20 protein-coding genes and 1 tRNA gene are annotated in these 24,127 nt (G+C 63.0%); 10 read left to right on the forward strand and 11 right to left on the reverse strand.

Annotation, left to right across the window (positions count from 1 at the left end; genetic code table 11):
• The first annotated feature begins 14 nt into the window (after positions 1 to 14).
• From CGK93_RS04660 to CGK93_RS04690, 7 genes are all read left to right on the forward strand, one after another.
• The gene (locus tag CGK93_RS04660) at positions 15 to 1,313 is read left to right on the forward strand and encodes a sugar ABC transporter substrate-binding protein (RefSeq protein ID WP_089593804.1); all 1,299 of its coding nucleotides are present in this window, start codon (positions 15 to 17) and stop codon (positions 1,311 to 1,313) included.
• 97 nt (positions 1,314 to 1,410) lie between these two features.
• On the forward strand, positions 1,411 to 3,048 hold the full coding sequence (locus CGK93_RS04665) for an ABC transporter permease subunit (RefSeq protein WP_089593805.1): 1,638 nt from the start codon (positions 1,411 to 1,413) through the stop codon (positions 3,046 to 3,048).
• Positions 3,048 to 3,980 (forward strand): sugar ABC transporter permease, encoded by a 933-nt coding sequence (locus tag CGK93_RS04670; protein ID WP_089593806.1) that lies wholly within the window; start codon positions 3,048 to 3,050, stop codon positions 3,978 to 3,980. The genes CGK93_RS04665 and CGK93_RS04670 overlap by 1 nt, the downstream gene beginning before the upstream one ends.
• 2 nt (positions 3,981 to 3,982) lie before the next feature.
• Positions 3,983 to 5,911: a glycoside hydrolase family 13 protein gene (locus CGK93_RS04675; protein ID WP_089593807.1), complete on the forward strand. Its 1,929-nt coding sequence runs from the start codon at positions 3,983 to 3,985 to the stop codon at positions 5,909 to 5,911.
• A 130-nt stretch (positions 5,912 to 6,041) separates the two neighbouring features.
• On the forward strand, positions 6,042 to 7,484 hold the full coding sequence (locus CGK93_RS04680; protein ID WP_089597196.1) for an FAD-binding oxidoreductase: 1,443 nt from the start codon (positions 6,042 to 6,044) through the stop codon (positions 7,482 to 7,484).
• Between the two features lie 236 nt (positions 7,485 to 7,720).
• Positions 7,721 to 9,007, forward strand: coding sequence for an MFS transporter (locus CGK93_RS04685; RefSeq protein ID WP_089593808.1), 1,287 nt, complete (start codon positions 7,721 to 7,723; stop codon positions 9,005 to 9,007).
• Positions 9,008 to 9,056: 49 nt separating this feature from the next.
• Positions 9,057 to 9,545 (forward strand): pyridoxamine 5'-phosphate oxidase family protein, encoded by a 489-nt coding sequence (locus CGK93_RS04690; RefSeq protein WP_089593809.1) that lies wholly within the window; start codon positions 9,057 to 9,059, stop codon positions 9,543 to 9,545.
• A gap of 13 nt (positions 9,546 to 9,558) precedes the next feature.
• Here CGK93_RS04690 and CGK93_RS04695 read toward each other — a convergent pair whose 3' ends face one another.
• A complete protein-coding gene (locus CGK93_RS04695; protein WP_089593810.1) occupies positions 9,559 to 10,788 on the reverse strand; it encodes an amidohydrolase family protein in 1,230 nt (409 codons plus the stop codon).
• Between the two features lie 127 nt (positions 10,789 to 10,915).
• On the opposite strand from CGK93_RS04695, the gene CGK93_RS04700 reads away from it, so the two are divergent.
• Positions 10,916 to 11,617: a GntR family transcriptional regulator gene (locus CGK93_RS04700; RefSeq protein WP_089593811.1), complete on the forward strand. Its 702-nt coding sequence runs from the start codon at positions 10,916 to 10,918 to the stop codon at positions 11,615 to 11,617.
• 63 nt (positions 11,618 to 11,680) lie between these two features.
• Here CGK93_RS04700 and CGK93_RS04705 read toward each other — a convergent pair whose 3' ends face one another.
• The 5 genes from CGK93_RS04705 to CGK93_RS04725 form a co-directional block, all read right to left on the reverse strand.
• Positions 11,681 to 13,102, reverse strand: coding sequence for a DUF4032 domain-containing protein (locus CGK93_RS04705; RefSeq protein ID WP_089593812.1), 1,422 nt, complete (start codon positions 13,100 to 13,102; stop codon positions 11,681 to 11,683).
• Positions 13,099 to 14,682: a beta-N-acetylhexosaminidase gene (locus CGK93_RS04710; RefSeq protein WP_089593813.1), complete on the reverse strand. Its 1,584-nt coding sequence runs from the start codon at positions 14,680 to 14,682 to the stop codon at positions 13,099 to 13,101. The genes CGK93_RS04705 and CGK93_RS04710 overlap by 4 nt, the downstream gene beginning before the upstream one ends.
• Before the next feature lie 92 nt (positions 14,683 to 14,774).
• Complete coding sequence (locus CGK93_RS04715; RefSeq protein WP_089593814.1) at positions 14,775 to 15,857, reverse strand: ABC transporter ATP-binding protein; 1,083 nt, start codon at positions 15,855 to 15,857, stop codon at positions 14,775 to 14,777.
• 206 nt (positions 15,858 to 16,063) lie between these two features.
• Positions 16,064 to 16,861: a trehalose-phosphatase gene (gene otsB, locus CGK93_RS04720; protein ID WP_089593815.1), complete on the reverse strand. Its 798-nt coding sequence runs from the start codon at positions 16,859 to 16,861 to the stop codon at positions 16,064 to 16,066.
• On the reverse strand, positions 16,851 to 18,350 hold the full coding sequence (locus CGK93_RS04725) for an alpha,alpha-trehalose-phosphate synthase (UDP-forming) (protein WP_089593816.1): 1,500 nt from the start codon (positions 18,348 to 18,350) through the stop codon (positions 16,851 to 16,853). The genes otsB and CGK93_RS04725 overlap by 11 nt, the downstream gene beginning before the upstream one ends.
• Positions 18,351 to 18,525: 175 nt before the next feature.
• Between CGK93_RS04725 and CGK93_RS04730 the strand changes: the two genes are divergently transcribed.
• The gene (locus CGK93_RS04730; protein ID WP_198318349.1) at positions 18,526 to 19,404 is read left to right on the forward strand and encodes a DsbA family protein; all 879 of its coding nucleotides are present in this window, start codon (positions 18,526 to 18,528) and stop codon (positions 19,402 to 19,404) included.
• 180 nt (positions 19,405 to 19,584) lie between these two features.
• Positions 19,585 to 19,661 (forward strand) — tRNA-Thr (locus tag CGK93_RS04735).
• Between the two features lie 239 nt (positions 19,662 to 19,900).
• On the opposite strand, the gene galU is transcribed toward CGK93_RS04735, so the two are convergent.
• From galU to CGK93_RS04760, 5 genes are read right to left on the reverse strand one after another with little or no spacing between them, the layout of a single operon-like run.
• Entirely contained in the window at positions 19,901 to 20,782 is an 882-nt protein-coding gene (gene galU / locus CGK93_RS04740; RefSeq protein WP_089593818.1) for a UTP--glucose-1-phosphate uridylyltransferase GalU, read from the reverse strand.
• Positions 20,775 to 21,665 (reverse strand): AMP-binding protein, encoded by an 891-nt coding sequence (locus CGK93_RS04745; RefSeq protein ID WP_089593819.1) that lies wholly within the window; start codon positions 21,663 to 21,665, stop codon positions 20,775 to 20,777. The genes galU and CGK93_RS04745 overlap by 8 nt, the downstream gene beginning before the upstream one ends.
• The gene (locus tag CGK93_RS04750; protein ID WP_089593820.1) at positions 21,637 to 22,626 is read right to left on the reverse strand and encodes an LLM class flavin-dependent oxidoreductase; all 990 of its coding nucleotides are present in this window, start codon (positions 22,624 to 22,626) and stop codon (positions 21,637 to 21,639) included. The genes CGK93_RS04745 and CGK93_RS04750 overlap by 29 nt, the downstream gene beginning before the upstream one ends.
• Complete coding sequence (locus tag CGK93_RS04755) at positions 22,623 to 23,144, reverse strand: hypothetical protein (RefSeq protein ID WP_089593821.1); 522 nt, start codon at positions 23,142 to 23,144, stop codon at positions 22,623 to 22,625. The genes CGK93_RS04750 and CGK93_RS04755 overlap by 4 nt, the downstream gene beginning before the upstream one ends.
• Positions 23,141 to 23,986, reverse strand: coding sequence for an alpha/beta hydrolase fold domain-containing protein (locus CGK93_RS04760; RefSeq protein ID WP_089593822.1), 846 nt, complete (start codon positions 23,984 to 23,986; stop codon positions 23,141 to 23,143). Before CGK93_RS04760 ends, CGK93_RS04755 begins: the two co-directional genes overlap by 4 nt.
• Positions 23,987 to 24,127 lie beyond the last annotated feature (141 nt).

The following is a 24,127-nucleotide window of genomic DNA, read 5'->3' on the forward strand; positions in this document are numbered from 1 at the left end:
CGAAAGGGACACCAATGAAGGTGCACAATACCCTCGCGACTCAAACAACCCGGCGTGTTTTCGCCACCGGGGCGATCTCCTTGGCCGCAACTCTGGCACTGAGCGCCTGCGGTGGAAGCGCCTCCACAGCGCCCAGTGCAGAAGCTACAAAACAGGACCTCAAGGCTGCAGGTGCCGGCGTCATCACCATGTGGGTGGACGCTGAGCGCTCCCCGGCACTGAAGGACATTACGGAGAAGTTCAAGTCGGACACCGGCATCGAGGTGAAGCTGGTGGTCAAGGACTTCGCCGCCGTTCGTGACGACTTCATCACCCAGGTACCCACCGGTCAGGGCCCGGACTTGATTGTTGGACCTCACGACTGGATTGGAAAGTTTGTCCAGAACGGTGTGATCGCGCCCGTGGAGTTGGGTGACAAGGCCGGCCAGTTCCAAGACTCTTCCATCAAAGCGATGACGTACAACGGGGCCGTCTACGGCGTTCCGTACGCCATCGAGAACATTGCCCTCCTGCGCAACACCAGCATCGTGGACAGCAAGGCGTCCACACTGGACGAGGTAGTGGCCAACGGCAAGAAGGCCGTGGCAGAAGGCAAAGCCACTTTCCCGTTCCTGGTGGGCATGGACCCGAAACAGGGCGATCCGTACCACCTGTACCCGCTGCAGTCCTCCATGGGCTCACAGGTCTTTGGCAAGAATGCCGACGGCGGTTACGACGCCAAGCAGCTCCTCATTGGTGACGCTGCCGGCGTCGAATTCGCCAAGAAGCTGGCCGCCTGGGGCGACGCCGGTGAGAAGATCATCAACTCCAACATCACGGGAGACATTGCCAAGGAGAAGTTCCTCGCCGGTGAATCCCCGTACTTCCTGACTGGACCGTGGAACGTTCCGGATGTCCAGAAGAAGGGCATCAAGTTCGCCGTCGATGAGCTGCCCACCGCAGGCGGCGAGCCGGCCCAGCCGTTCATTGGCGTCAACGGCTTCTTTATCAGTGCCAAGAGCGCCAACGCCCTGGCCACCAATGAGTTCGTCACCAACTACCTCACGTCCGAGTCGGCCCAGGACTCCATGTATGGGGCAGGCGGACGACCCCCGGCCCTCAAGGCGTCCTTCGACAAGGCAGCCAGCGATCCCGTCGTTGAAGCCTTCGGCAAGATCGGTGCTACTGGCGTTCCCATGCCCGCCATTCCAGAGATGAGTGCGGTCTGGGCTGACTGGGGAGCTACTGAGCTCGCCATCATCAAGGGCCAGGGCGATCCCGCTGAAGCCTGGACCAAGATGGCCGACAGCATCAAGTCCAAGATCGGCGGCTGACACCGCAACCGGCTGACTCCACCGGTCTGCCCCGGACCGGGCGGCACCCCACCGCCCGGTCCTGCCTGCCGCCAACCGCTTCACCCAAGGATCCACAATGCCAAAACCAGATGTCCGCGACCTGCCCGCCACCCAAGGCAAGCCGACGCCGGCTGAGCCTTCCAGCAGCGGCACCCGCCCAGCCAAACCCCTACGCCACCCGGACTCCGTCAAGGGCACCCTCCTGAAGGTGGTCCTCCTGGGAATTGTTGACGCCTTCGCGGTGTACGTCCTGATGATGCTTTTCCTCAGCCAGTCGTGGGCGGCGCTGGCAGTATCGGGGCTGGTGGTCCTGGCCATCAACTGGATCTATCTCCGCAAGGGAGGGCTGCCTGCCAAATATCTGGCACCCGGGGTGCTGTTCCTCTTGGTCTTCCAGGTCCTGGTGGTGGTGTTCAGCGGTTACATCGCCTTCACCAACTACGGCGACGGACACAACAGCACCAAGGAAGATGCCATTTCGGCCATCCAACTGACGGCCCAGAAACGTGTCCCGGATTCCCCGGCGTACAAGGCGGCGGTCCTCACCAAGGGCAACGACTACTACCTGTTGTTCACTGATCCCGCCGGGAAGGCCCAGATCGGCAGCACCGAACAGCCGCTGGCCGAGGCCCCGGATGCCGGCAAAGACTCCACCGGCAAGGCCAACTCCCTGCCGGGCTACCAGACGCTGAAATTCCAGGAGATCGTGGCCAACCAGCAGGAGATCCTGAAGATTACGGTCCCGGTTTCGGACGATCCCGCCGATGGAACCTTGCGCACGGCAGATGGCAGTACCGCGTACCAGTTCAAGCCAGCGCTGGACTACGACGCGGCAACGGACACCTTCACCGACACCGAAACCGGTACGGAATTCCGGGACAACGGCAAGGGAGCCTTCGCCGATTCCAAGGGCGAGACGCTGGCCACGGGCTGGAAGATCGAGGTCGGCATGGACAACTTCGTCCGGGCTTTCACGGACCCCAGCCTCCGTGGACCGCTCCTGGGCGTGATCCTCTGGACCTTCACGTTCTCCATAGCGTCCGTGGCGTTGACGTTCGTGATGGGCCTCTTCCTGGCCACGACCTTCAATCGGGAGGACCTCCGCGGCAAGAAGGTCTACCGGATCCTGATGATCCTGCCGTACGCATTCCCCGCATTCCTCTCCGGGTTGGTGTGGTCCGGCATCCTCAACCCCGAGTTCGGCTGGCTCAACCAGACCCTCCTGGGCGGTGCGAACATCGGGTGGCTCACAGATCCGGTGCTGGCCAAGATCAGTGTGCTGGTGGTCAATGTGTGGCTGGGGTTCCCGTACATGTTCCTGGTCTGCACGGGTGCCCTTCAGTCGCTGCCCTCCGAAATTGACGAGGCCGCGCGCATGGATGGTGCCTCTGCCTGGCGGGTGTTCCGATCCATCAAGCTGCCGTTGCTGCTGGTGTCCGTAGCGCCCCTGCTGATCTCGTCCTTCGCCTTCAACTTCAACAACTTCAACGTCATCTACATGCTGACGGGCGGTGGACCGCGATTCGCGGACACGGACCGGGACATCGGATCTACCGACATCCTGATCACGCTGGTCTACAAAGTGGCGTTCGGTCAAGGAACCGGGCGGGACTATGGCCTGGCCAGCGCACTCGCGATCATCATCTTCATCATCGTGGCCACCATCTCGGCCATCAGCTTCAAGCAGACCAAAGCACTCGAGGACGTCAACTGATGAGCGTACGCACACTCACCGACATCAAAGAAACAGCGGTCGACGGCGGCACCTCGCCGTTGACCCCCACACGCCGTCCGTTCGGGGTCTGGTTCAAAGACAAAGGCTGGCGGCATCTGGTGGGCATCGTCACCACCGTCTTCGCCGTGTTCCCGCTCCTCTATGTGCTGTCCGCGGCCCTGGATTCCAACGGCACCCTGGTAGGTTCCAACGGGCTGTTCACCAGATTCGATACCGGTAACTTCGTGGCTCTCTTCAGCGACCCCACCAGGCCGTTCGGACGGTGGTTCGTGAACACCTTGGTTGTTGGCACCGTCACCTCCGCCGCTACCGTTTTCCTCGGTGCCATGGCCGCCTACGCGTTCTCCCGCATGCGCTTCAAGGGCCGCCGGATGGGACTGTTGACCCTGCTCCTGCTGCAGATGTTCCCGCAACTGCTGGCCGTCGTCGCGATCTTCCTTCTCCTGAGCGGCATCTCCCAAGTGATCCCCGCGCTGGGACTGGGCAGCCAACTGGGCCTGATCATGGTGTACCTCGGCGGTGCGCTGGGGGTGAACACCTACCTGATGTACGGGTTCTTCAACACGGTCCCGCAGTCCTTGGACGAAGCGGCCAAGATCGACGGCGCCAGCCATGTGCAGATCTTCTTCGGCATCATCCTGCGCCTGGTGACTCCCATCCTCGCGGTAGTGGGACTGCTGGCGTTTATCGGTATCTCCAGCGAATTCGTGATCGCCAGCGTGGTGCTGACCGATCCGGACAGCCAGACGCTCGCCGTCGGACTTTACTCCTATGTGGCGCAGCAGCGTTCCGAGAACTGGGGCGTCTTCGCCGCCGGCGCCGTGATCGCCGCGATCCCGGTCATGGCACTGTTCCTCTTCCTGCAGAAGTACATCGTCAGCGGCCTCACCGCCGGCTCAGTGAAAGGCTGACCATGCCCATCGCCCTTCCCCACCACGACGGCTCCGGACTCTACTCACCCGGTTCCGTGTCCCTTGGCGATACCGTCCGGCTGCGCGTCCGCGTCCCGCAGGGGTGGGGTCCGGCGTCGAAGGTGTGGGTCCGTTCCGTCCAGGACGGCGAGCCCCGCTACGACGCCGCCATCCGGCTGGGCACAGCCGAAGGCTGGGACTGGTGGGAGGCAGCAATGCAGGTGGCCAACCCGGTGGCGAAGTACCGCTTCCTGCTGGAGGTCTCCGCACCGCACGACGACGATGCTCCCGTTGGAGCCGCAGGTACGGTGGGGCGGCGGTACTGGAACCTCAACGCGCAAGGGCTGTTTAGCAGGGATGTTTCAGATGCTGCTGACTTCCGGCTCACCGCGTTCACGCCCGCGCCGGAGTGGCTCCGCAAAAGCACCATGTACCAGGTGTTTCCGGACCGCTTCGCGCGGTCCGGGTACGCGGAGGGCCACCCGGTTCCGGAATGGGCCATCGAGTGTTCCTGGGACACTCCGGTGGCGGGTACAGGGCCGGCGGCCTCAACCCAGTTTTACGGTGGTGACCTCCCGGGGATCACCGGCAAACTGGACTACTTGCAGGTCCTGGGTGTCGATGTGCTGTATTTGACTCCGTTCTTCCCTGCCCACTCAAACCACCGCTATGACGCTTCCACCTTTGATTCCGTGGATCCACTCCTGGGCGGGGACCAGGCGTTGGTGGATTTGGTGGAAGCGGCCCATTCCCGGGGCATCAGGGTGGTGGGGGACCTCACGGCCAACCATTCCGGCGATACACACGAATGGTTCATCAAGGCGCTCGCCGACCCCGGCTCAGAGGAAGCCGGCTACTACTACTTCAGCGCGGACCATTCACGCTACGAGGCGTGGTGGGGCGTGCCATCGATGCCCAAATTCAACTGGTCTTCAGAGGCCCTCCGCCGTCGCTTCGTGACGGATGACGATTCCGTGGTGGCACGTTGGCTCAAGCCACCGTTCAACCTGGACGGTTGGAGGATCGACGTCGGCAATATGACCGGACGCCTCGGATCGGTTGATCTCAACCACAACGTAGCCCGGCTCATCGCGGACCGGGTTCGTGAGATCAACCCGAACGCGGCCCTGCTGGCCGAATCCACGTCCGACGCCGCCCCCGATTTCACTGGCGAGCACTGGCAAGGCGCCATGACGTACTCCAACCTCACCCGCCCGCTGTGGTCCTGGCTCGCCAAGGACGCTCCCACTGTGAACTTCTTTGGCTCGCCGCAGTCAGGACCCAACAGGATCTCCGCAGAGGACTTCCTCGCGACGCATCAGGACCTTGCCTCGGGATTTAGCTGGGGTGTGCGACAAAACACCATGAACGCCCTCAACACCCACGACACTGCCCGGGCCTCCACCGTCATGATCGAATGCGGCCCGGAAGTGGGAGCTGTGCTCACCTTTTGCCTGCCCGGAGTTCCGGTAATGTTTGCCGGCGACGAATTCGGCTTCGAAGGATACAACGGCGAGGACTCCCGGACGCCGATGCCCTGGCGGGCGCTGGAGGCAGGGTCCGTCAACGGCGGCACTGACCTGCGCCCCCACTATGCGCGACTTGCCCGGCTCCGGGGTGAGCAGCCAGCCCTCACTGAAGGTGGGGTCCGGTGGATCCACGCCGAGGGCGATGCCCTGGTCTTTGTCCGGGAAACCGCGCAGTCCTCCGTGCTGGTGTTCATTGCCAGGGGAGCTGCCGAGGCGACGCTTGACGGCACTGTTCTCTCCGTACCGCAGCTCGAAGCGTTGCTTGCCGAACCACTTCACCGCACCGGAGCGGTGACGTCCGCAGCCGCCGGGCCATCCGGCGTCGAGCGCGTCCGCCTGTGCACGAACGGAGTCTCCGCCGGCATCTGGGCTCTCCCGGGCACTACGGTTCCATCCTGGTAGCCGACGCTTGCCCCCGCACTGCAGGGTGCGGCGCTGGCTAGACTATGAACACTGAAAACACTGCGAAGACTGCCGGTTTGGCGTGTCCGCGGTGCTCATGTGGAGGAATAGCTTGTCGGACGAAACGGCCATGGTTGGCACATCAGAGGAAAGCATCAGGAACCGCAGCGGAAACGGAGAAGCCTTGCTGCCACCCGGCGGGCACCAGGCTTTCCTGCAGGAGTTAAAGGCGGGGCTGGATGCCGGCCAAGTGACGCAGGACCACGAGGCACTTACTGTCTATTCCGTTGATCAGGGTCCCCTGCTGGAACGGCACCTGCCACTGGCCGTCGTCTGGGCCGAATCCGTGGAAGATGTGCAACACATTGTCCGCACCTGCGCAGCGCATCAGGTGCCGATCGTCGCCCGGGGTGCGGGTACCGGCGTTTCCGGCGGAGCTCACGCCACGCAGGGCTGCATCGTGCTGGGCCTTGAACGGATGAACCGCATCCTGGACCTCAACCCCGACGACGAGACCGCCGTCGTCGAACCCGGTGTCATCAACGCCGACCTCAACGCTGCAGCCGCCGAACACGGCCTCATGTACGCCCCCGACCCTGCCAGCTACAAAATGTCCACCATCGGCGGCAACGTGGCCACCAATGCCGGGGGACTGCGATGCGCTAAATACGGGGTGACACGGGATTCCGTGCTGGCCCTGGACGTCGTGATGGCTGATGGCTCGTTGATGCACACAGGACACCAGACCTTTAAGGGAGTTGCTGGCTACGACCTCACAGCGCTGCTGGTGGGCTCCGAAGGGACACTCGGAATCGTGGTGGGCGTGACTGTCCGCCTGAAGTACCTGCCGCGAGAGGTCCACACCATTGCTGCGTTCTACCAGGACTTCCGCAGTGCGGCCGCCGGAGTGCTCGCCGTAGGCAAGGCCCGGGTCCAGCCGGCCATCATGGAACTGCTGGATAACGGAACCCTGGTGCAGTTGGATGAAATGCATGGAGGTGACCTCCAGACCCGTGGCAAGTCGCTGCTCCTGATCCAGACCGATGGTTTCGGCGCAGCTGCGGAAGCGGACGTGGTGCGGCAGGTGCTGGCCGCTGGCGGCGCAACGGTGACCACCGAGGCCAGCGAGGAAGCGGAGATGCTGGTGGAATTGCGCCGCAACAGCAGGGGCGCTGAAGTGGATGACGAATTCAGGGTTGGCGAGGACATTGCCGTGCCACGATCGCGGTTGGTGGACTTCGTGGCCGAGGTCGAGGCCATGGCGGCCCGCTTCAGCGTGATGCTTAAGGTTGTGGCGCACGCAGGAGACGGCAATCTGCACCCGACGTTCTGGATGGAACGTGTGGACCCTGTTACTGATGCGGCTGCTTTGGAGCGGCTCAACGCGGCGTTGGATGAATCCATCCGGATAGGTCTTGAGATGGGTGGCACCATCACCGGCGAGCACGGCGTAGGCCAATACAAGTTGCGCTGGCTGGGCCTGGAACAACCGGAGCCTCTGCGGGAGTTGCAGCGGCGGATCAAGGAGCTGTTCGATCCCCAGGGAATCCTGAATCCGGGGAAGGCAATCTAGGTCTTTCTTCTGGTGGGGCCCGGAGGGGTGTGACGCTCTATCGTGTTCCGCGTGTTTGGGGCGTGACGCTCTCTCGCTTCCCGGCCTCCCGCAGATTGCCTCAAGGTTTCTTGGTATTCCAAACTTGTGCTGATTTAAGTTGCTCTTGTGCCATCGCTTTATTTGCTGGCATTTACTTTCGGTCACTCCCCTCATAGGCTTACTTGGTATACCAAAATTGCTACGAGGGGAATGACGTGCGCGAGAAGCGGCAGGCTGGTGCTGGACTGGGTCCGAGGCTTACAACGGGGTTGGTGTTGCTTGCGCTCGTCATGGTTTCCATCAATCTTCGGCCGGCCATTACTACCGTTGCCGGGGTGATGAACCAGATGCCGGGGGTGTTTGGTCTGGATCCTTCGCTTCTTCCGTTGCTGGGGACTTTGCCTGTGTTGGCATTTGGGGTTTCGGGTCCGATCGGTCCTTGGCTGGCCCGACGATGGGGGACCGGGCGGGCTGTGGCTGGTGCTTTGGTGGTCCTGGCTGCTGCGCTGATTGTCCGGGCGACGGTGCCTGCACTTTTGCTGCCAGGCACGTTCCTGGCCGGCATGGCGATCATGACCGCCAGTGTGCTGGTGCCTCAGATCGTCAAGGCAAACCGCGGCACGGGTTGGTGGACTGGGCTGTGCACCATGGGATTCGGTTTGGGCGCTGCGCTCGGCGCCGGGTTGGTCCAGCCGTTGCAACACCTCTTGGGCGGCAGCCTGCCCTGGGCCTTGGCCGTGTGGGCGGTGCCGGCACTAGTGGGCGCCATCCTCATTTACCGATCCGGAGGTACCCCCCGGGAAGGTGCCGGTCGGGCGACAGATGGCGACGCGTCGTCGTCGGCCGGCACCAGCGTGCCCGTCCACGGGAGGCCAGCTACTCCGCTCAGGAAGCAGCGCACTGCGTGGGCAGTGACCGCGTTCTTCGGCCTGCAAGCGATGCTCTACTTCGCCATCACGTCGTGGCTGGCAGTGTTTTTGGTATCGCGGGGGCTAGCACCAGCAGAATCGGCCGCCCTCCTGGCGTGGTTCAGCCTGGCGGGACTTCCGGCTAGCCTGCTGGCCCCCGTACTCGCCGTCCGTCCGGGCATCCTGAAAATCCTAGCACCGGGGCTTGGCTTGTCGGTGGCGCTCGCGCTCCTGGGTGTGCTCGCGGCCCCGGCCGGGCTGCAGTTCCTGATGGTCGGCATTCTGGGCGTGGTGCAAAGTGCCGGATTCGGACTCGCCATGGCACTGGTAGTGATCCGTTCGGCCGGACCCCAATCGGCCGGACGACTCTCCGCCATGAGCCAGGGGTTCGGATTCGCACTGGCTTCCCTCGGCCCGCTGGGGGCAGGGTTGCTGCACACCCTGACCGGTGGCTGGGAAGTGACGTTCTGGGTCCTCGCCGCCGAAGCCGTGGTGCTCGCAGGCGCAGGCTTCTTGGCGATCCGCGGCCCCTTGGTAAGTGTGGAGCAGGCACCGGTGACAGCTGAGCCAGGCTCCCAACCAACCCTCGTTTGATCATCCGGCGCCCTGTCCGGGCGAAGCTCTGCAGCGTATCCTCGGCGGTATGACGAACTCACCAGCAGGGACCGATCAGCCAAGCACTCCAGCCACCGAAGTCCTGGAAACCAACGAGTGCTGGGAGCTCCTCAGGGGTGTTTCCGTGGGCCGGCTCGCGGTGGTGGTGGACGATCATCCCGACATTTTCCCCGTGAACTACAAAGTGGACCACGGAACCATGGTGTTCCGGACGGGTGAAGGCACCAAGCTTCATGCAGCTTTGGGCGACGCTCCGGTGGCGATCGAAGCCGACGGCGTCAATGCCGAAACCGGGGTGGCGTGGAGCGTGGTGGTCAAAGGCCAGGCAACTGCCGTGAAGCTCACCGAGGATGTCCTGGATACCATCGGACTCCTGCTGTTCCCCTGGGAGGCGGGGCAGAAGGACCAGTTCATCCGCATCACCCCCACTACAGTGACGGGCCGCCGCTTCAAAGTCACTCCAGCTGTGACGTGGTGGGGGCCATTGGATGATGCACCCACGGCACGCGGCGAGTAGGCCAGGGAGGTAGCTAGACCAGTTCCAACTGGTCCGCCACGACCTTGCCCTGGTGGATCACGGTCCGGTCCTTGCCGCGGTCCATGACGGTGGAGGCCACCGTTTCGCCGTCCACCAGCAGTAGTTCCGCCGGGTCGCCGACCTCGACGCCGGGACGGTGGGCAGTGTCCTTGAGCCGGGTCGCGTTGGGGTCAAGGATGCTGGCGCCGCCGATGGTGGCGATGGCCAGACAGTGTTCGATCAGCTCGTCCTTGCGGAAACCGTGGGTGAAAGCGAGCTGCCAGGTGCGGTCCAGCATGTCGGTGTTGCCGTAGGGGGACCAGTAGTCGCGCTGGCCGTCCTCGCCCAAGCCCAAGCGGACACCTGCCTCGGTGAGGAGCGGGATGGGCAGTTGCCCGGCAGCGGAGGGAGCAACCGAAGCCAGGGATACATCCAGTTCCGCGAACGCATCAATCAGCCTGCGGGTGGTGGCCTCGTTGACGCTGCCCAGCTGGTAGGCGTGGGACATGGTCACCTTGCCCTGCATACCCAGCGCGCGCGTGCGCTCAAGCACCAGATCCGTGCTGAACACACCCAGCTCGCCCGGTTCGTGGAGGTGGATATCGATGGGAACCTGGTACTTCTCCGCCAAGCCGAAGACGATGTCCAGGTGCTTTGCCGGATCCCTGTCCAAAGTGCAGGGATCGATGCCACCCATCACGTTGGCCCCGGCCTTCAGCGCCTCTTCCATCAGCTCAACAGTGCCCTCCTCAAGTAACAGTCCGGCCTGCGGGAAGGCGATGATCTCCACGGAGGCCTGACCGGCAAACTTCTCCTTGGCGGCAGCAACGGCGTCAAAACGCTCCAGCCTGCAGTCCACATCCACCTGCGCGTAGGAACGCACACGGGTGGTGCCCCGGGCGATCATCCGTCCCAGAGTGTCGTTCACCCGGTCCTGCAGCGGGACCTCGGCGTTGCGCCAGTTTTGACGGTCGTTCATCATCATGGTCCACACGCCCGGACCACCCGTGTGTTCACGGAAGGGCAAGCCGATGCGGGTGGAATCGAGGTGGACGTGGACGTCTGAGAACGACGGCAACAGAATCCGTCTACGGCCTTCAACCACGGTTGTGTCCCCCGGGACAACCAGGGCAGGGTCATGCGGTTCGACGGCGGTGATCTCGCCGCCTGCTTCGCCGGCGACAAGGGTGACGTCGCTCAGTGCTTGGCCCCAAGGGCGGACGGCGCGGATCAGGGTATTCAATGGGTGCTCCCTTAGTGGCCGCTCTGTTCAACGTCGACTCGACGAAGACACTAATGGCGGACGCTGTGAAATTCTTGTATACCAAAGTAGCGTAGGGCAAAGCGTCACTCAAAGGACTGACGCCGGCATGAAGGGAAGTTTGACAGTGGCTGAGGCGATGCCGGACACCGGAAGCGGCCGTGATGATGAGGCACGTGCGGAAAACGTCTACCAACTGGTGTTGGAAGGCATCGTCACCGGCAAGTACGCCCAGGGGATGCGGCTGCGCGAGCGCGAACTCTCCGAGGTTTACAACGTCTCCCGTATTCCGGTGCGCGAGGCTATACAGCGCCTGGAGCAGGACGGATTTGTAGAGACCTTCCCTCGCCGTGGCGCCGTGGTGCGGCAGCTAACGCTCACTGATGTCAATGAACTGTTCGATATCCGGCTGTGCCTGGAGACTTTTGCCGCGCGTATGGCTGCCACCCGTGTTGCCGAGGGAAGCGACGGCGGGCGGTTGGAGGAACTCATGCAGGCGTCCACAGCAGCCATCGATGAGGACCGCACCGAGGACGTTGCCGTCATCAGCGCCGAGTTGCACGCCGAAATCGTCAGCCTGTCCGGCAACCGGCTCCTGATCGAATCCGTGAAGCCTCTCTTTGGCCGGATGCGCTGGATCTTTGGGCTGGCCCACAACCGCAGCAACGAACTCCAACGCGACGAGCACACAGAGTTGTGCAATGCGATCCTGAAAGGCCGGCCGGACCTGGCCTACTCGCTGGCGTACTCGCACATCGAGTTGGGGCGGGAACCAGTCCTGGCCGGCCTTGCCGAAACCCTGGAACCGTGAGTTTTTGTACAGATAGCGCCCTTTAGAGGCCCTCTTCCGGGCGTTATCTGTACAAAAACTCCGCTAGTCGTCGGCGTCCGGGTATTCGTCCTCGTCTTCATCGTCGTACCGGCCGGATTCCTCCACCTCGACCTCAAGGATCTTCAGCAGCTCCGTATCCGGGTTCAGCATGATGGCGGCCTCGTCGCGGCGGTGTTGCAACACGGTGTCCAAGTAGGACTGCACTGTCTCCGCCAGGGGAACGTACCTGTCCTGCTTCTGGCTCATGTACCAGCGGTGTTCCAACACTTCATGGACAACTTCCGCGGGCTCCAGTTTCCCAGCGAGGTGCCGTGGAATAGACCGCACAATGGGCTCGAAAATCTGGCTGACCCAGATGTGCGCGCTGATTTCCTCGTCCAGGTCCGGGTTGTTGTCCGCCCGGAACTGGTCCATGTCGTTCAAGAGCCGGCGGGCCTGGTTCTCCTGCGCGTCCAACCCGGTCAGGCGCAGCAAGCGACGCTGGTGGTGGCCGGCGTCGACCACTTTGGGCTGGAGCTGAATCGTGGAGCCGTCCGCCGTGGTCTTGATGGCGTACTCCTCCACGTCGAAGCCGAGTTCGTTGAGGCGCCGGATGCGGGCAGCCACGCGCCACCTTTCGCCGAGTTCGAAGGACTCTTTCTCCGTCAGCTCGGTCCAGAGCCGGCGGTAGCTGTCCATGATCAGCTCACTGGTGGCTACGGGATCCACCTTTTCCTCGATCAGCCCGCCGTCCAGCAGGTCCATCAGTTCACCGGCAATGTTCACGCGGGCGATTTCGAGGTCGTATTCACGCTGGCCCATGGAAAGGTCCGGATAGAGTTCGCCCGTTTCGGCGTCCACCAGATAAGCGGCGAAGGCGCCGGCATCACGGCGGAACAACGTGTTGGACAGCGAAACGTCACCCCAGTAGAAGCCCACAAGGTGCAGGCGGACCAGCAGCAGTGCCTGCGCGTCAATGAGCCGGGTCAGGGTGTCCTTGCGGAGCATCTGCGAGAACAACGCGCGGTACGGCATGGAGAACTTAAGGTGCCGGGTCACCAGTACAGGGTTCAGCGGCCGGCCATCCGCGGTGGTGCGTCCGGTGATCACAGCAACCGGCTCCACGCAGGGAACATCCAACCGGGCCAGCTTCCGCAGCATGTGGTACTCGTGACGGGCCACGTGCTCGGAGGTTTCCTTGATGGCGATGACCGAACCGCCCAAGTGCGCGAAACGCACGATGTGCCGCGAAATGCCGCGGGGGAGCGCCGCAAGGTTCTCGGCCGGCCAATCCTCCAAGGCGATGTGCCACGGAAGATCCAGCAGTTCAGGGTCGGCCGAAGCCGCCGTAATGTTCAGGGAACCGATGACGCTCGCCGGCGGTGCCGTGTCCTGCGCACTCGCGGCTTCAGTGCGGGGGAGCTTGCCGATCTGCCCGTAGTCGGTTGGTTCGTCGTGCCACTGGGCTCCGTTTTGCTCGCTCATGCCTCAATTGTTCCGTACTCAGGGGTGGAGGACGTTCCGGCTTCCGGGAACGGCCACTTCGAGGTGGCTGACCACTCGACGTCGGGCGCGGCCTGGAAGGCGACGCCCTGATAGGCGAGCCGCTCGCCCAAGGCGCCCAGACGACGTCGGAAGTCACCTGCGTTGCGGACCTCCTGGCCGGACCACGCGACTTCCGCCAGGGAAACGGCCCGGGGGTAGAGGAGCCACTGCGCTTGCTCGCTGTTCCGTACGGTTTCTGTCCACAGGGGTCCTTCGACGCCGAGGATCTGGTGGTCCTTGAGGCCGCCCTGAGCAGGATCCCAGTTGTAGTACTCGGACCACGTGAAGGGCCCGCCTTCCACCCATTCGAGCCCGATGGGGCTGTCAGACGCGTACTTTTGGTCCAGGTAAGTATTGGCGGCGGGAGACATGATCACCTTCGCACCGCCTTCCTCGGCCTGCCGGACCACCGGGGCGAAGTCGCCGTGCCAATACTGGATGACGGCGCCTTCCGGGAGTTCGACGGCGGCGAACTCGTTCCAGCCCACCACCGTTTTGCCGGTTTCGGCACCGATCCGGACGAACTGCTGCACCATCTCGACGTATTCGTCGTGGCCCGTGACATGGGCTTCGTCGCCGCCGATATGCAGATAGGGGCCGGCCGTGATGGCGGCGAGCTGGCCGAGGACCTCGCGGACAAACTCGTACGTAGCGGGCAGATCTGCCGAGAAGGTTGACCAGCCCACGTCGGCGGTGGTGCTCATGGGCTTGGCCTGGCCGTCAGGGTTGAGCTGTGGAATGGCGGTAAGGGCTGCATTGACGTGGCCAGGGAAGTCGATCTCCGGGATCACCAGCACGTTCTTGGTGGCGGCGTAGGCCTGGATGTCCTTGAAATCCTGCTGCGTGTAGAAACCCTCGCGCCCACGGGAAGGAACCGCGGTAGGGACCTCCACGGCGCCTTGTCCGCCCAGGGCAGTCAGCTGGGCGTACGGCAACCCTGACGGGTTTTGTTCCGGTTCGTGGATCTCGATCCTCCACGACTGGTCGTCCGTGAGGTGCAGGTGCAGGGCGTTCAGCTTGAACTGCGTCATGACGTCGATCTGTGCCTTGACCTCCTCCACCGTGAAGAAGCTGCGGGCAACGTCCAGCATCAGGCCGCGGTACGCGAACCGCGGCGCGTCGGCGATATCGACGGCGGGAATCACCCATTCGGCGTCGCTTGCGTCCGCCTTCTCAACGGACGCAGGGAAAAGCTGACGGAGCGTCTGGACTCCATTGAAAAGTCCGGCCGGACTGGAGGCCGTGAGCCTGACGCCATCCTCGGTGACGCTGAGCGCGTACGCTTCCGGGCCGCCGTCGAATGCTTCCGCGAACTCAAGGGAAATGTCACCGGGGCGGGTGTCCTCAACGATGGGCAGTTCGAAACCGGTGCCGGCGCGCAGCAGCGAGGCCAACTGTTCGGCGAGATGTGCGGCCGGAGCTGTGGCGCTGATCCGTGCTGTGGGGGCAAGCGTAAAGGCAGGGCTGTCCTGGAGTGCGACGTGGGAGGGGCGGGGGATCAAGGTGTCCGTCGTGTTCATGCCATTCTTTCCGGGAGAAAGGTTAACGCGAGAGCGGCCCGACCTGGAGGGGTCGGGCCGCTTTCATGCGGAGTTAGGTGACTGCCGGTGGACTAGTCGCCCAGGCGGAGGCCGGTCTTGGTGTCGAACAGGTGCACGTGGCCGGACTGCGGACGAACGAAGATGGACTCGCCCTTCATCGGGGGACGACGACCGTCGACGCGTGCAACGATGTCGTGGCTCTTGCCATCGAGGATGGTGTGGCCGTAGACGTAAGCGTCGGCGCCGAGTTCTTCGACGACGTCAACCTCAACCTGGAGGCCTTCGCCGTTGCCGACGGTTTCGAGGTCTTCCGGACGCGAACCAACGGTGACGGTCTGGCCGTGAGCCTCTTCGAGGATGTTGCGCGGCACGGGGTAAACCGTTCCACCGAACTGGACACCGCCGTCGACGACCGGCAGTTCCAGCAGGTTCATGGCAGGGGAGCCGATGAAGCCTGCAACGAAGACGTTCTGCGGGCGGTCGTACAGGTTGCGCGGGGTGTCAACCTGCTGGAGCAGGCCGTCCTTCAGCACTGCGACGCGGTCGCCCATGGTCATTGCCTCGACCTGGTCGTGCGTCACGTAAACGGTGGTGACGCCGAGGCGGCGGGTGAGGGATGCGATCTGCGTACGGGTCTGGACGCGGAGCTTGGCATCAAGGTTGGACAGCGGCTCATCCATGAGGAAGACCTGCGGGTTACGGACAATTGCACGGCCCATGGCAACACGCTGGCGTTGACCACCGGAGAGTGCCTTCGGCTTGCGGTCCAGGTAGGCCTCAAGGTCAAGAAGCTTGGCGGCTTCGCGAACACGCTCGGCGCGCTCTTCCTTGGAGACGCCGGCGATCTTCAGCGCGAAGCCCATGTTGTCTGCAACCGTCATGTGCGGGTACAGGGCGTAGTTCTGGAAGACCATGGCGATGTCGCGGTCCTTCGGCGGAACGTCCGTGACGTCGCGGTCACCGATCAGGATGCGGCCGGCGTTCACGTCCTCAAGACCTGCGAGCATGCGCAGGGAGGTGGACTTACCGCAACCGGAGGGTCCAACGAGGACCAGAAATTCGCCATCGGCGATGTCGATGTTGAGTTTATCGACGGCGGGCTTATCTGTGCCCGGGTACAGACGCGTAGCGTTATCAAAAGTAACTGTAGCCACAGTTATCAATCCCTTCACCGGCAGGTACGTGCCGGACGATCCGTTGTGAATGGTTCATTTTCTTCAGTTGAACTCCCCGGCCAATGGCCGGGGAGGATCATGTGACGTCTCACGGTACTGTGCGTCACATCACATCCAAGAGTATGTCAGACTTTTGGACTTACTACCTAAATGTTACGAATGTCACATGTTGCCCTGATCACTCGCTAAGCCTCGGCGGTGACCCTCCGGCGCTCCCTCAACAGGGCTTCCAGCAACTCCGCCACGTGTACCGGCGCCTCCACCCTGTACTGGGCCTGAGTGAAGTCCAAGCCAACCTTGATGCCCACATCATCGCCCAGGAGCCGGCCCAACGCGTCCTCATCGGTGACGTCGTCACCCGCGAACAGGATGGCAGTGGCGCCGGTTGCCTGACGCAGGAATTCAACGGCCTCGCCCTTGGAGGCGTGAACCACGGACGTCTCCAGCACACGTTTGCCCGTTTTGAGGTAAACGCCCGGATGCTCCCGGAGCACCCGCATGGCGGCCTCGACGGCGTCTTCCGCGACGTCGTCGTCGGCCATCCTCGTATGAAGGACGACGCCGGCGGGTTTGTCTTCGAGCAACGTCCCCGGAGCGATGTTCACGATTTCCGCGAGGACCTCACGCACCGAGGCCAGTTTGCTGCGCTGCTCATCGTCCAGTTCCAGGCCCAAGGATCCTTCACCGAGCCACACTTCAGCCCCGTGGCTGCCGATCAGCAGCGTGTCAGCCGGAGGTGAAGCGACCAGCCGCAGGCTGTCCAGGGCCCTGCCTGAGATGAGTGCCGTCGTCGTGCGTGGAAGTTCGGCAAGGCTCGCCAATGCGGCAGCCGAGCGGGGCAGGGGGCGGGCATCCTCCGCCCGGTCCACGATGGGGGAGAGGGTGCCATCGAAGTCGAGGGCCACCAAAAGATGCTCCGTGCCGGAAACACGCCGGACTGCTTCAAGCAGCTCCGGCGACAGGGAGAGGCTCTCAGCTGTCATCGCGCACCACCTTCTCTTCCAGGGCGGCCAGGAACTCCGCCGACCAGTGATCGACGTCGTGATCCAGAATTTGCTTGCGCATCAGCTTCATGCGGCGGCGCGCTTCCTTGGCGGGCATGTTGATGGCCCGCAGCACGGTGGACTTGAGTCCGTCGATGTCGTGCGGGTTGATCAGGAGCGCCTGCTTGAGTTGGTCGGCAGCGCCGGCGAACTCGCTCAGGACCAACGCACCGTCATCCTCGGAACGGGCCGTGACGTACTCCTTGGCCACCAGGTTCATGCCGTCGCGCAGCGCGGTGACCAGCATGACGTCCGCAGCGAGGTACAGCGCCACCATTTCTTCCACCGGATAGCTGTGGTGCAGGTAGCGGACCGCAGTGTTCTGGATGGTGTCGTAGGTGCCGTTGATGTGGCCCACGGTGCCTTCGATCTCCTCGCGGAGCAGCCTGTACTGTTCAACCCGTTCCCGGCTGGGGCTGGCCACCTGAATCAAGGTGGCGTCCTCCACCTTGATGTGGCCGTCCGCCAGGAGTTCCTCGAAAGCCTTGAGCCGGTGCCGGATGCCCTTGGTGTAGTCCAGGCGGTCCACGCCCAGGAGGATGGTTTTCGGATTGCCGAGGTCCTTGCGGATCTGCTGTGCGCGCTCGATGATCTCAGGGTTGGACGCGAGCTCGCGGATCTGGGCGACGTCGATGGAAATCGGGAAGGCCTGCGCCCTGGCAATGTGGGTGACCTCGCCGTCGGGACCCTTGACGTGCACCTGCTGCTGCTTGACGCTTGCGCCCAGGAAGCGGCGGGCCGAACGCATGAAGTTGCCGGCGTCGCTGGGCCGCTGGAAGCCCAGGAGGTCCGCGCCAAGCAGGCCGTCAATGATTTCACGGCGCCACGGCAGTTGGGCGAAGATCTCCGGCGGCGGGAACGGGATGTGGTTGAAGAAACCAATCTTGAGGTCCGGCCGGGTCTCGCGCAGCAGGCGGGGAACCAACTGGAGTTGGTAGTCCTGCACCCACACGGTGGCGCCGTCGGCGGCATGGCGGGTCACGGCGTCGGCGAACTTCCGGTTGACCTTGCGGTAGGAATCCCACCACGTACGGTGGAACTCCGGCGGCGCAATGACGTCGTGATACAGCGGCCAAATGGTCGCGTTGGAGAAGCCTTCGTAGAACAGCTCGACATCATCGCTGCTCAACTGGACCGGTATGAGGTCCATACCTTCATGGCTGAACGGGCGCACCGTCTCGTCCGGGGCGCCATGCCAACCTACCCACGCGCCGTCGGACTTCGTCATCATTGGCGCCAGCGCCGTTACGAGACCGCCGGGCGAACGCCGCCAACCGTCGCTGCCATGTCCGTTGTCATCGCTGATGCGGTCAACGGGCAGCCTGTTGGAGACCACCATGAAGTCGAACTTGGTTGCCGTGGGCTTCTTGACGGGAGAAGCCCGAACGCCTTCTTCGGTCTTGAGTTTCTCGCTTGCCAAATCCTGCATTAATGCTCCCTGGGGTTGCTGTGACTCAACTCCCAGCCTACTAGCGGAATCTTCCATGGCACTTGATCGTTCAACAACCGGGCAATGGGTCTGCGCCGGATCTTCAAGTTTGCTCCCGTAAACTGACCCCGTTGCCCTAGCTATGCCCTTTGACGTCGAATACCCCGAGGAACTGATGAGCCCCGCAAACGAACAACGCCTGTCCAAGGCTGAACGCACCGCCCAGGCACGGGAAAAGGCGCGCGCAATCCGCGAAGAGCAGTTGAAGAAGGACAAGCGCAACAAGCTTCTGGTCGGCTGGGGCATTGTGGTTGCCGTTGTGGTCATCATCGCCCTGGTGGCGTTCGTGGTCATTGGCCAAGCGCAGAACAACGCACCTATCGCCGATCAGGGCCCGACGCCGGCCAACGGCAACGTCCACGGCGGCGTGACGCTGCTGGCCAACAGTGAAGTTGTTAAGTCGGAGCCGGCCAGCGTCAACGTTGCCGACGTCCCCAGCCCTGCAGCTACCCAGCCTGCCACCGTGACGGTCCCGGGCGGCGAAGCCGAGGCCGGCAAGCCCGTCAAGGTCGTTGCCTACATCGACTTCATCTGCCCCGTGTGCAAGCAGTTCGAGACCGCCTACGGTGAGTCGCTCACGAACCTTCGCAACGAAGGTAAGATCTCCCTCGAATACCGCCCCCTCGGTTTCCTGGACCGCCAGTCCACCACCAACTACTCCTCCCGCGCAGCCAACGCTGCTGCGTGCGTTGTGAACTCGTCCCCGGAAAAGTACGCGGACTTCTTCAACTTGCTCTTCGAGCGCCAGCCGGCTGAAGGCGGAGCGGGCATCTCCGACAACGACCTGAAGAAAATGGCCACCGAGGTTGGTGCAGCCAACATCGACACCTGCATCGACAGCAAGCAGTTCCGTCCGTGGGTGAAGGTTGCCACGCAGGAGGCTGCTGCAGTCGGCATCACCGGTACGCCCACCGTGTTCATCGACGGCAAGCAGTGGGACGGCAAGGCCGACCTGAACGCAGAGATCCAGACGGCAGTTGACGCCAAGGGCTAATAACCCTCGCGGAATGCTCGACGGCGGCCGGTAACCCTTGTTCCTGGGTAGCCGGCCGCTGTTGTACCGCTTAGTCGCGGCTTGGTCCCGGTTTGGTCCCGGCGAATTTCGTTGACGGGGATGGTCTGGGCTAACCTTATCTAGCGCTCTTTCGCGCTGTGCTTCGGGTAACCGGAGCCTGCCTCCTTAGCTCAGTTGGCCAGAGCACCGCTCTTGTAAAGCGGGGGTCGTCGGTTCGAATCCGACAGGGGGCTCCACGAACCCCTTCATTCCGGCGATTTTGCCCGGAATGGAGGGGTTTTTCGTGTCTGGTTTCGGGACAGCTGTCTCGTCGTAAGAGGCAGACCCGTAGAATTTATGGACCTCAGCAAGTCCCACAGAAGCTACCGACATGCTTGATGTGCGCCACTGGGCGCTGGTAGACAACCGGGAAGAGGCTGACTGCTGATCTCGATCCCGTCGACCCTGACGCAAACGCGCCCTGCCATTCTTGAACTCATGCCACAGGAGTAATTACCTCTTCGAGCCATTCGCGTAGCCCGGGTCCCGTGTCCTCACGTTCCAAGGCGACCGTCATGACGGCTTTGAGGTAGCTGAGTTTGTCGCCGGTGTCGAAGCGGCGGCCTCTGAAGACCACGCCGTACACGCCGGAGCCCTCACCGTCGGAGACTGCGAGGGTCTGCAGGGCATCCGTCAATTGAATTTCCCCTCCACGCCCTGGCGGAGTTTGCTCGAGGACATCAAAGATGCGGGGGTGCAGGACATAGCGGCCGATGATGGCAAGATTCGAGGGGGCATGGATGGGTTCGGGTTTTTCCACGAGGCCAAGGATCCTGAGAGACCCGTCAACTTCGCTGGAGGCAACATCGGCGCAACCGTAGGCGCTGATCTGCTCCGGATCGACCTCCATCAGCGCCACCACTGAGCCCCCGGTCAATTCCTGGACACGGGCCATTTCGTCAAGGATGCTGTCTTGTTCGTCGATGAGGTCATCCCCGAGGAGCACGGCGAAAGGCTCATTGCCGACGTGTGCCCGGGCGCGCAGAACCGCATGGCCCAGTCCTTTTGGATCGCCTTGGCGAAGGTAGTGGAGGTCGGCCAACGAGGATGACTCCTGGACTGCTGCAAGCTTGGCGTGGTCTCCTTTGGCTGCAAGCGTTTGCTCGAGGAATGGTTCACGATCGAAGTGGTCTTCCAAGGCCCGTTTGTTCCGACCGGTGATCATAACGACGTCGGTCAGGCCCGCCCGTACGGCTTCTTCGACGACGTATTGGATGGCGGGTTTGTCCACCACGGGGAGCATTTCCTTCGGCATCGCCTTGGTAGCGGGCAGGAATCGTGTACCGAGTCCTGCAGCGGGTATGACAGCTTTACGCATGAGGGTCCTTCAGATCGTGGTGATGGTTGTAGTCATTCCCGGCGACAAAGTCCGCGGGGCAGTTGTCGTTCATTGCCTCGACGCCAGAGGAGGTGTCCCATTGGTGGAAGATGGCGCACGGGAAAGCGTCTGCGAGGACGGTGCGGGAGGGGTTATCGAGGGGCTCGGTGACAATGACGTCCCTGAACTGGGCGAACACGGCACCGGAGGAGTCCCCGAGTCGCTGCGGCAAGGCAGAAGGGACGATCAGGAGGTCGGCTTCGGTTTCGCGAAGGTGCTGAAACAGGCAATCGGGGGTCAGCGTTTCGTGATCGTTGAGAAGATCGACTGTTCCGCCTGCGGCAAGAACCGCCCATAGATCGATCATTGAACCAGGCTGCCCGATGTTCGTTAGTCCGAGCACTGTACGCGATGAGAGGCTGAACCTCTTTTCAGCCCCTTCCAGTACATCGCTGAAGTGATGTTCCTTTACGACGATCGCCCGGGCACCACTGCCCTGGTGCAGCCACAGGGAAGCTGGGAGGGGTGGTTCGTTCCCGGCAGCGGCAGCTTTGATGTAGTCCCCTTCAGGGTGTATGAAGCCGGTAGCGCCCTCAAGGATCGCTTGCCCGGGCAAGGGTCCTTCAGCTGCTGTCTGGATTGGAAATCCGGTGGCTCCGAGGGCCCAGAGCGCGGCCATGGAGACAATCGTTTCCGGGCCCGGCGTGGCTTCGAAGGCTACAAGCTCACCGGCCCGGACGCCTTTAAGTTGCATGGCCAAGGCCCGGGTGTTGATCTGCCTGTCCACAGCCGCGTAAGGGAAGTCATTACATTTCCACCGAAGGGCGGCCTTGCCCGGGTCGCGCTTGGCAACCTCATGAATGGCTGAAACGAGGGGATGCATTTCTTGCCCCTTCCTCTTCGAGGAGCGCGCTCTCGGCTGGCGTCGATGACCGGGCGATGGCGCGGGCGAGGAGCCGATTGGAGTTGATTCGGTCCTCCAGCCGGGGCACAGGCGTGCTGATCATCAGTTCTTCTACGCCGAGGTCCCCGGCCAAGGCGTCGAGCTGGTGGGCGACGTCGTCCGCAGCCCCGACGATCAGCCGGGTTTCGTTGTTTTCGCTACGGCGGATTTCCTCCGAGGACCAGCTCGCAGGTTTGGTGCTGACCGGGAAAGGTCGGTCCAGCCCCAGGTCTTTCCGGGCCCTCCAGAGCCGCACCGGGTTGGCGAGTTCTTGTGCCTCAGCGTCAGTGGTGGCGGCGATGACGCGAATCGCAAGAATGGACTCGGGGTCGTGCCGCACCGCGGCGGGCTGAAAGTTCTCCCGATAGTGGGCAAGCGCGGTTCTGCCGCTTCCCGTGTTGAGGAAGTGGGCGTGGGCGTATCCGGCACCGATGGCGGCGGCCAGAGGCGCTGAGCCGGTGCCGGCACCCAGCAGCCAAATGTCCAGGTCGTCCCGCCCTTTCGTTCCGGGCATCAGGCCCAGTCGGGCATGCAGTTCGATGATCTTTTCATTGAAGGTGCCGCTCCCGCCGCTCCCTGCCCGGCCGACTCCGAGGTTCACCCGACCCGGATGCAGGGCGGCCAGGATTTCGAAGCATTCAGCGACTTGCCAGGGTTCGTGCAGGCCCAGCAGGACGCCGCCGGAGCCGACGCTGATCCCCTTGGTTGCCTCCAAAACGGCCATAGCCATCAAGGAAGGCGTGGTGCCGGCAAAACCGGGGGAGTCGTGGTGTTCGGCGAGCCAGAAGCGGTGGTAGCCGTCTTCTTCGGCCGCGCGGGCCAAGGAGATGGTTTCGCGAAGTGCCTCAGCTTTGCTTTTGCCCTCGGCGATGGGGGACTGGTCCAGGACTGAGAGTCTCATCGTGTCGAGGTGGTGGTGCCGGGCTTGGATGAGGGAACGATGGTGAAGTCGGCCAGGAAGACGAGGTTGTGGATCTCTGCCGAGGCAATGGCTCGAAGGATGGGCAACTCCTGCGCCGCCTGTTCGGGGGTAAAAACGTTCAACGGCCATTCCTTGACCGTTCCGCCCCTCAGGTGAGGGTGGTGAAAACCACGGCCGTAGTAGGCATGAATGGTGATCGGAGGGATGCCTGCAGCGCGCTGTTCGGCCCACCCGAGGGTCCAGGAGCAGATCAGGCCGGTGTCGGGTGATCGGCCAACCCCGGAGGATTCCACTGTCCCCTGACCCAGCATCAGCACGTCGTTGACCTCGCCAAGGGCCTGGCGTGCATAGGGGTCCAAAAGGTCAATTGCGGAACGGAACAGGGTTTCTTTATCCTGCCGGCTCACGGCTTCTCCGTGAGTTCCGTCGCGGAGGTCAGCAAAGTGCCGCAGCAACGCCTTGGTGTAGGCGGCGTCCGGGCTGGTTGTGGTGCTCATCTTGTTTCTCCATCAGTCGTAGTGGGTTGGCTGTTTGGAAGGCTCAGCCGGGTCTGGATCCAGCGGTGGACCGGATTCGCTGGTGAGCCGTCCAGAAACTGTCCATGGGCGACAACAGGGCTCACGGCCAGGTCGACGGGCACCGATGCTTCTTTCAGCCGTACGGCGAACTGCTCGACGTCGTCCCTCACCGGGTCGGTGGTGCCGACGAGGAGCGAAACCGGACAGAGCCCAGTGAGTTTGGCGGCGTGCAGCGGTGAAAGGTACAGCCGTCCCCGCAGCTCTTTGTCCGAGCCGGCATACTCTCCCCAAGCATCGAGCAGCAGCGACCGGGGCGGGAAGGATCTGGATTCGTGGTAGGAGGCTGCAGTGCACTCGGGGTCCAGAGGCGGGTAGGCAAGGACTTGCCCCTCCAGTGGGAGGCCGTTGTCCCGGAACCAGAGGGCGGCGCCAGCGGCCAGCGTTCCACCGGCGCTGTCTCCGCCGATCAGGATTGGATGAGAGTAGCTCTTCCGCGCCCAGAGGGTTGCTGCTGCAATGTCCATGACAGCGGTCGGGTGCAGCCATCGGGGAGCGAGCCGGTAGCCCACGCTGACGATCCTTGCGGTGCCAAGGGATGCCAATGCGGTGCACGCTTCATGCCAGCCGTCGACCGAACCGCGGGTCCAGCTGCCGCCGTGCGCCCACACCAATGTTACGGAGGGGCAGTCCACCGGTTCATATATGCGCAATCTGATGTCTGCCCCGTCCGCCCCCTGCACGAACGTGTCCGTCCAGGGGACATCAGGCCGTTTTTCGCGGAGGTACGCGGCGCCGGGCCGTGCAGAAGTATCTGAAGTCATACATTCATCCTTCACGCCACAGCCGATCCGCGCCTGTCCCTGCTCTGCCTATCACTGACAGGGGGTGGATAACTCTGCCTGGCACTGTCAATACTTGCTCCAGTGGGACAGTGCCGTGGCCTCGAATTGGTTTCGCACCGT

Source organism: Arthrobacter sp. YN (assembly GCF_002224285.1).
In the GTDB taxonomy this organism is placed as follows: Bacteria; Actinomycetota; Actinomycetes; order Actinomycetales; family Micrococcaceae; genus Arthrobacter.